The organism is Nostoc sp. DedQUE07, assembly GCF_034530975.2.
GTDB lineage: Bacteria > Cyanobacteriota > Cyanobacteriia > Cyanobacteriales > Nostocaceae > Nostoc.
In genome coordinates this window covers 134,277-142,882 of record NZ_JAVRCC020000010.1, presented here as the reverse complement: position 1 = coordinate 142,882, position 8,606 = coordinate 134,277, and the positions used below count along the sequence as shown (strand labels likewise).

The following is an 8,606-nucleotide window of genomic DNA, read 5'->3' as shown; positions in this document are numbered from 1 at the left end:
GCTATACAGTAGATAAATTATTGCCCAGAGCAATCCTATGATTGCTGAGATTACTACTGGTACTATTATATAAAAAACTATCCCTTTCATCACTTTTTTTGCGGTCTTATCTATGGGTAAACATATAAGGTTCGCGAAGAGCGAACAATCAGCCTTAGTGTCATAGCCGCCACTGATTGTAATGCGCGAATTAATAATGTGCAAATTTTGAATTGATTTGACTATTGCTATTTGGGCATGAAAAAATAAGTACTACTAGCGTACTCCCTCTCAAAGAACCTTCTAATAATGTCCATCCAAAATCTGATACTTTATTAACCTATAATCGACTGATATAAAAAACCAATAATTAGACCAGCTATTCCAGCAATCAAACCGGCACAAAAGAAGTAGAAAAACAATTCAAAACTTGCTTGAATATTTTGGGTATATCGGAAATAAAATATTGCCCAGATCGCTCCAAGTGTTCCTAAAATTACTATTGGAGTCGTTACGATTGCTATGACACTTTGAGTTTTCATTTATATATGTATAGTATTATGAACCGTAAAACTTTTTAGTCAAACACATAATATAAATAACTAAAATTTGACAAAAGTCAAAAAAAACGCACGAATATAATCTATAAACACGTACTTATCCAGAACGGATTATGAATAAAATCTGATGAAAATCAATCCTCCTAAAACTGCTCCTACAATAATGCCTATAATCCAGAAAACAAAAAACCAAAAGAACCAGTTTAAGGCTTGATCGCCAATGAAGATACCACCTGGTGCTTCTTTATATGTCCTCGAACCAACTAAATGACCAATAAAACCACCAACTATTCCACCAAACAATCCTCCCAAAAATGAGTAGAAAAACAACTTGAGAGTTACTTGAATATTTTGGCTATACAGTAGATAAATTATTGCCCAGAGCAATCCTATGATTGCTGAGATTCCTACTTGTATCGTTGTACAAAAAATTATCGTTTTCATCACTTTTTTTGCGATCTTAGCTATGGCTAAACATCTAAGGTTAAGACGTTAATAGTAACATGACAAAAAATATCGCCAGAAAACGGGAGCATCCCATTTTGCAAAAAGAGGGAAAAAAAACTAGATTATTCGTGAGTTTCTTCCTTGATTTTTGCTGTGATACTCCCTTAAGGCTAAGGTGGGCTAACAAGCCTCTGAACACTATTACTGAAGCTTTAGAGGTGTTTAGAACGGCTATATATACTCGATTTTTCAATTGGGTTGCCTGGGAAATTATTGCTCATAATTTAACTATTATTAGCCGAGATACTCTCAAAAATAAAATAAGTCATCACAGTTTTGCTTGAAATTATTACTATCAATTAAGTTTGAAGATTATTTTTAATTGTCCTATAAAATTTAGCGAGATAATATAGTTAAAACTGGCTTGGTTATATGTACTAACTAGTGATTATTAACAAATTTTTATATCTGATTTGTTCAGCAGTTTCGCACCGATAACTAGTCTCAACTCCAGTAATGACTATCTTGATTGTGGTATCAATGATAACTATCTTGATGGAGGTGATATTTTCATCATCTAATTTAAAATTTCTCTGGTAGCAATTCTAATCCTGATTTTACTTATACACTAGGAGTCAGTTTTGCATAAAAACATTGGCAACTTCAGAAAGTACTAATATCAGAAGGCAGATTCAAGGATACTTTATCCTCTTGGCTAGGAGAATACGCAGCCGTGTTCTCCTTTATCCGACGTGAGACTCTTTACAAGCCAGTACTTATCTCTAGGGGTAACACATCTTAATTATTTCTAATTGATTAGCGTTCTAAAATTATCTTGATAATTGCAATTTTGGGTAAATGATAATCAAAACTAATCACCTTGACAAATTTAATCGTCAATAGTTGCAATCAAAACCGATGAAATCCCTCAAAAGTCCCTCATCCAGCTTTTCTAATTTTCAAGCACCAGAACAAACTCCTCAATTGGCCTATAGACCGTTTGGTGGCCAAACTCAAAAAGCATCTTTTACGCCCGTGACACAAACGGATGTAGAGAATGAAGCTGAAGAAAAGATGGAAGTAACTGGATTGGAATTACAAGCCAAGCATCGGACGATTACGCCAGAGGGACAAGAACGGCTGACTGTATTGCAAGCCAAGATGGAGCGATCTTTGAATTCTCGGCTGGAAAAAGCAACTCGATTTGGTCATAACTTTGCCAATATTCCAGTCAGAAGACCAAATACATCAACACTAATTCAAGGAAAACTGACGATTGGGGAGCCTGGAGACAAGTACGAGCAGGAAACTGACCAAACAGCACGTCAGGTGATGCAAAGAATTCATCAGCCACAGAGTGGGAAACTTCAGCGAGAAGAATTATCTGATGAAGAAGAATTGCAAATGAAACCAGAGGGCAGTATTCAGCGCGAAGAACTGCTAGAAGAAGTACAAATGAAATCTTGGGGAGAAATTCCCTTGCTACAACGGGAGGAACTACCAGAAGAAGAATTGCAAATGAAGCCGCTTGGTACTTCATCCCAGATAATGAATGAGGTAAAATCCCCAAGCAAACCGCTTGAACATGACATTAGTCGAATATTACTGCGGCGTCCACAAACAAAACTGACAGTTAGCCAACCTGGAGACATTTATGAGCAGGAGGCTGATAGTGTCGCCCAATTGGTGATGCAGAGGATGAGCGAACCTGTGCAATCTATCCAACGGGAGGCATTACCAGAGGAAGAAGACCAATTACAAATGAAATCCCTGGCGGATTCTATTACTCCTTTGGTGCAGCGTCAGGGTGGAGGAAGGACAGCCGCAACATCTGAGCTAGAAACTTCAATCCAACAAGCACGTGGCAATGGGCAGCCACTTGCAGATGATATCAAGCACCCAATGGAGCAAGCATTTGGGGCTGATTTCGGTAGCGTCCGGGTTCATACTGATGCTCAATCTGATCGTTTAAATGAATCTATACAAGCTCGTGCTTTTACCACAGGGCAGGATGTGTTCTTCCGTCAAGGCGAATACTCTCCTGGAAGTGATGCAGGCAAGGAGTTACTGGCCCATGAATTGACGCACGTTGTCCAGCAGAATGGCAGTGCAGTGCAGCCGAAATCTCTTCATGTAGCACCAAAAGAAAATAAACTCCAGACAAAAGTGCCGACAACATCTGCGAGGCATGGACTAGCTATCCAACTGCGAGAGAATTTCCAAAAACCAAGTGACGAAGACAACCAAAAAAAATTAGAGTCCAAAACTGATACGGAAAAAGGCGAACAACAAAATCAGCCTACAACAGAAAAACATCAAGCTATCGCTACACCTCCAGATAATGGTGGAAACGCGGCAACAGACCCACCTCCAACAAAAAAAGTTGGTGCAGCAGTAACTCAGAAACAAGTTGAGGTTGGGGGAAATCAACCAAAAGAGCTTGAGTCAAAAGATATTAAAGTTAATACAGAAAAGGTCGATTCTCAACAGCAAGCTCAAAGCAAAGGAGCAGATGTAGGTAAGGTAAACGCAGATTTATCTGGAGGAAACGCAGGGAAAGCGATCGCCGGATTACCAAGAGCAAATGTAGCTAGCACCACAGTAAAATTACTTGATGCAGCTGATGGGAAAAAGGCTCCCACTTCCCCTGAAAATGACCCAGCATTTCAAGCGGTAGCTGGCACAACAAGAGAGGTTGCAGGACTTGAGAAAAAACACCCACCTGCTAATAGCAAAGCCCAAGAAGCCCAAGCGGCAGCCCAACCCCCAGGTAATGAAGTAGACAGCAAAGCGCAAGCCAATCAAGTTGGGGAGATGCAACAAGCCCCAACACCAGGATTTGATGCTGCCGCCTTCAAAGCCAAATTGATGCAGCGCATTGCTGATATGGCTCCCAAAAACTTGGAAGAGGCGGACAACTTTAAAAATAACAACAAACTTGACTCTGTTAAGGGCGATTTGAGTGGCCAAGTCAAAGAAGAGCAGAAAAGCTCTCAAGGTCAGCTAGAAGAGAAAACTAAAGAAAAACCTGATGCTAGTGGGATTGAGGCTAAACAAGTAACACCACTGCCCAAGAATGAATCAGGGACACCGCCAACAGGTGTTGATGCAGATAAAGCCGCACCCAAATCTAAAGGACAAGGTGAAGTCGAAGCACCACTGCAAGAGGACAGTAAAAAACTTGACCAGCAGATGAAAGAGGCGGATATTACCGAGGAGCAATTGGCAAACTCCAATGAACCGGAGTTTCAAGGGGCACTCGCAGCCAAGAAAGACGCCCAAACCAATGCACAAGAAGCGCCGCCACAATATCGCCAACAAGAGCAAGGCATACTCGCAACCGCTCAAGCTACGGCAGAAGCTACAGCCCAGCAGCATCTCCAAGCAATGCACGGTATCCGTACCCAAAACCTGGGTCAGGTAGGGGAGCAGCAGGTGGGTGCCAAGAGCAAGGATGAGCAAGCACGGGCAAAAGTTGCTGGTGATATTAATAAGATTTATGACAAGACTAAAGCTAAAGTTGAGAAAACCCTCAGCGAACTAGACACTCAAGTTATACAAGCCTTTGATGTTGGTGCTGCCGACGCCAAAAAAGCCTTCGAGGATTACGTTGGCAAGCGGATGGACGATTATAAGAGCGATCGCTATAGCGGCATTTCTGGCCCAGTAAAATGGGGAATAGACAAATTGCTCGGTATGCCGTCAGAGGTGAACGCCTTCTATCGAGAGGGTCGGCAGCTTTACATCGATAAGATGGATGGTGTGATCAACAAAGTTGTCGCCATTATCAGCAAAGGGCTAACCCAAGCCAAAGCGGAAATTACCAAAGGCAAGCAGGAAATTCAAAACTATGTTAACCAATTGCCTCAAGACCTGAAAGCAGTTGGTCAACAAGCAGCAACAGACATTGATAGCAAGTTTGATGCGTTGGAACAAAGCGTCAAAGATAAAGAAAATGAGCTAATTGAGACTCTAGCGCAGAAATATCAAGAGAATTTGGAAGCTGTTGATGCCCGCATTGATGAGATGAAGGCGGCAAATCAAGGTCTAGTTCAAAAGGCTCTCGATGCTGTTGTGGGAGTTATAAAGACGATCATTGAACTGACCAAAATGCTCATGCAGGTGTTGGGAAGGGTTGCGGGTGTGGTTGAACAAATCCTTAAAGACCCGATTGGTTTTTTGGGTAATTTGATTCAGGCGCTTAAGCAAGGCTTCCTGAACTTTATGAATAATATCGGCAAGCACCTGAAAAAAGGTTTAATCGGTTGGCTGACCGGCACGATGGCAGAATCTGGTATTGAGATGCCGAAAAAATTTGACCTCAAAGGTATCTTTGGCTTGGTATCGGAGGTTTTAGGATTCACCTATCAGGTAATTCGGGCACAAGCTGTGAAACGATTGGGTGAGAAAAAGGTCGGCCATCTCGAACAAAGCTTCGACATATTTAAAGTCTTAGCTAGCGAAGGAGTAGCTGGTATTTGGGAGTTTGTCCAAGACCGGATGGGCGATCTCAATGAGCTTGTCATTAAACCGATTAAGGACTTTGTAATTGAAACCGTGATTGTTGCAGGGGTAGAGTGGGTTCTCAGTCTCCTGACTCCAGCCTCAGCATTTGTGAAAGCTGCCAAGGCGATTTACCAAATTATCAGCTTTTTCATTGAACGCGCCCAGCAAATTGCAAGCTTGATTAACGCAATTTTGGATGCTGTCAGTGCGATCGCTTCTGGTGCGATCGATCAAGCAGTTAAGGGGGTTGAAAATGCCCTAGCTAAGTCGTTACCTGTGGTCATCAGTTTCCTAGCAAGTCTTTTGGGCTTGGGTGGTATTGCTGGCAAGATTCAGGCAATTTTCCAAAAACTGCGCCGTCCAGTTGAAAAGGCAGTTGATTGGGTGATTGCTCAGGCTGTGAAGTTTGCGAAGAAACTTGGGTTTGGGAAGGATAAGGATAAGGAGAAGAGTAAGAGCGGTAAACCGGACGAGCGAACCAAAGAGGAGAAGGAAGCTGACCTTAATAAGGCTTTGGCGGAAGCTGACAAGCTGCTTGAGGACGATAAGATATCTTCTGAGCAGGTCAAGAAGCGCCTGCCAGGAATTAAGTCCAAGTACAAGATGACCTCTTTAGAACTCGTCATCGATAGCAAAGACAATATTAGGGAAATTGTTCATGTCAAGGGCGTAATCAACCCTGAAGGAGAGACAGATAAGGAAGAAAAGACAAATACAAAAACGATTCGTCGGGAAGACATTTTGCCTGGGGAACCCCGAAAAACCAAAAACTTATGGGAAATTGTTCTCTACGCTCAGGTTGGGGACTCGAGGGTCGAATGGTGCTATGCGCTTGTAGACCTAAACGAGGAGGGCAAGCCTGATGAAAAGGGCCCTAATATGGTTATTGAGACTCACAATCTCAACATTAACAATCAAATCGTAAGCAAACTGAAAATCGAAGGAGGATTATCTTTTACCAAAGTAGCCCTTGAGGAAGTGAACAAAGCTTATAAAAACGCTTTCGGTCATAAACCCTCACGGCTTTCAATTTCCCTTGCGGACAGCAATCGTAATAACTTTAAGATAGAGTTTGCAAAGTTTAAGAAACAGAACCCTTCATCGAGTGACGAACAAGCCGCACAGCACTCAATTCGCCAGATATCTGCCGGTATTCATCGCATTGAATTAGGTTACACGAAGTTCACGACTGAAGAACTTACTGGTTGGAGGGAAGAAAATTTGGGCGAGAAACTAGGTGTAAACAGGGTACCTCATAGTATCGTGTTCATCGCAGAAAAACCAGACTCAGGGTTGGGGAGTGCAGAGTAATTGGTAGCTCCTCTCGCAAAAAACTGAAATTTTGCCTTTTTGAAGAGGTTTTGCATTATACAATAACAGGACTTATGCAGGTTGAACCCACGAACTCTACATAGAGGACTTTGACAAGCAATTAAATTTTATACGTGGTGTTTCCAAAGCTTATCTGCCTAAGCCTTGAATAAATTGGTGAAAATGATGCTTATAACTAGAGCTAATTCAGGCATGGTTATCGGCAACTTTGAGCTAGACTTTGCTGATGGAGAGATTAGCTACAAAACTAGTATTGATCTGGAAGGCGATCGCCTCAGTTCAGCACTCATTCAACGGGTGGTTTACGCTAACGTCACGATGATGGATGAATACTTACCAGGGATTTTGTCCGTAATCTATGGTAATCTCTCGCCAGAAGAAGCGATCGCTAAAATTGAAAGGTAGTTAATCAGCCCTTATTCGTAATGATACCGACAAGCTAAAAAATCAATCTGAGTGTTTCCCACCCGATATACAAGCCGATGTTCTAAATCAATTCGCCGCGACCAAATATCTGCATCCATATATTTTAATGGTTCTGGTTTACCAATCCCCTCAAACGGGTCTTGCATTACAGCCGTAACCAAATCTAATATTTTCGATGCTTTCTGAAAATCCTGCTTAAACCACCAAGCTAAATCTTCTTTAAATTGAGAACTAAAACCAGGACTGCGATTAACAATAACTGGTTTAATTTCAATAGGTTCAGCTTTTTTTTTCTTTTTGCTCAATCCCTAACTCCTGCTGAAGTTCTGCTAGCGTTTGAGATTGGATGTTACCTGTTTTCGACTCCTCTATTGCATCCAGTAAACGACGCGCATTAGCAGGCGATCGCAAAAGATAAACCGTCTCAAGTAAACTCACTAAATCTGATTCAGCAATCAAGGCTACATTTTCACCATCACGACGGTTGATCATATACACCTGATGATTTTCTACTACCAGCTCTAATAACTTAAAAAAGTCATTTCTCGCATCGGTTGGGGATGTGATTTTGTAAAACAACATTAGTTAATGTACATAAAGTTGTACATAAATTATAAACTATGCGGTTCGTGGGTAGTTGAATATTTCTTTTTTGCTAGTCCCTAAATAGAAGTCATAGTAACAATTGCCACTATGACTTCTGCTGCGTTTGAGTATTTCTGAGTCTTGATTTAAATTCCCAACTAAACCTTTGCTTCCAAAGATTTGAGTAACTCAGTATTCACACCTGACTCACGAGTTAGGGCAATTTTGCCAGTACGGGCGATTTCTTTCAAACCAAATTTTTGTAATACTTGCACGATCGCTACTAGTTTACCTGGATCTCCCACAACTTCTAAAGTGAGAGAATCTTCCGCCACATCCACGACTCGCGCCCGGAAAATCTGAGACAGTTCGATCACTTCTGAGCGATTGCTGGTACTAGCATTCACCTTCAAAAGCATCAATTCCCGCTCTACACAAGGAGTTTCGGTAATATCCTGGACTTTTAAGACATTGACTAACTTGTACAGTTGCTTAGTGAGTTGCTCGATCACGCGATCGTCACCAGGGACAACCATTGTAATTCGGGAGACTCCTCCTTGTTCAGCAGGGCCAACAGCAAGGCTTTCAATATTAAAGCCGCGACGTGCAAATAAACCAGATATGCGGGAAAGAACACCCGCCTCATCTTCTACGAGAACTGAAAGGGTATGTTTCATCTTCGCCAACAGAGGCTAGAGCAGGAATTGAGTAACGCAGACACTAGCAAAGGGCAACGCTAGACCTACTACCGCACTAAATTTTCAGTGCGAC

The 8,606-nt window shown here is 41.8% G+C and carries 6 protein-coding genes; 2 read left to right on the top strand and 4 right to left on the bottom strand.

Going from position 1 to position 8,606, the window contains the following annotated elements:
- Positions 1 to 650: 650 nt before the first annotated feature.
- The gene (locus RMZ95_RS11215) at positions 651 to 983 is read right to left on the bottom strand and encodes a hypothetical protein (RefSeq protein WP_322684539.1); all 333 of its coding nucleotides are present in this window, start codon (positions 981 to 983) and stop codon (positions 651 to 653) included.
- 921 nt (positions 984 to 1,904) lie between these two features.
- Between RMZ95_RS11215 and RMZ95_RS11210 the strand changes: the two genes are divergently transcribed.
- Positions 1,905 to 6,803, top strand: coding sequence for a DUF4157 domain-containing protein (locus RMZ95_RS11210; RefSeq protein ID WP_322684540.1), 4,899 nt, complete (start codon positions 1,905 to 1,907; stop codon positions 6,801 to 6,803).
- A 183-nt stretch (positions 6,804 to 6,986) separates the two neighbouring features.
- A complete protein-coding gene (locus tag RMZ95_RS11205; protein WP_322684541.1) occupies positions 6,987 to 7,229 on the top strand; it encodes a YbjN domain-containing protein in 243 nt (80 codons plus the stop codon).
- 11 nt (positions 7,230 to 7,240) lie between these two features.
- Here the strand turns inward: RMZ95_RS11205 and RMZ95_RS11200 are convergent, their stop codons facing one another.
- The 3 genes from RMZ95_RS11200 to ilvN all read right to left on the bottom strand — a co-directional run bounded on the left by RMZ95_RS11200 (position 7,241) and on the right by ilvN (position 8,512).
- Complete coding sequence (locus tag RMZ95_RS11200; RefSeq protein WP_322645488.1) at positions 7,241 to 7,555, bottom strand: Txe/YoeB family addiction module toxin; 315 nt, start codon at positions 7,553 to 7,555, stop codon at positions 7,241 to 7,243.
- A complete protein-coding gene (locus RMZ95_RS11195; RefSeq protein WP_322684542.1) occupies positions 7,530 to 7,832 on the bottom strand; it encodes a type II toxin-antitoxin system Phd/YefM family antitoxin in 303 nt (100 codons plus the stop codon). The genes RMZ95_RS11200 and RMZ95_RS11195 overlap by 26 nt, the downstream gene beginning before the upstream one ends.
- A 161-nt stretch (positions 7,833 to 7,993) precedes the next feature.
- Entirely contained in the window at positions 7,994 to 8,512 is a 519-nt protein-coding gene (gene ilvN / locus RMZ95_RS11190; protein ID WP_322670465.1) for an acetolactate synthase small subunit, read from the bottom strand.
- Positions 8,513 to 8,606: the final 94 nt, after the last annotated feature.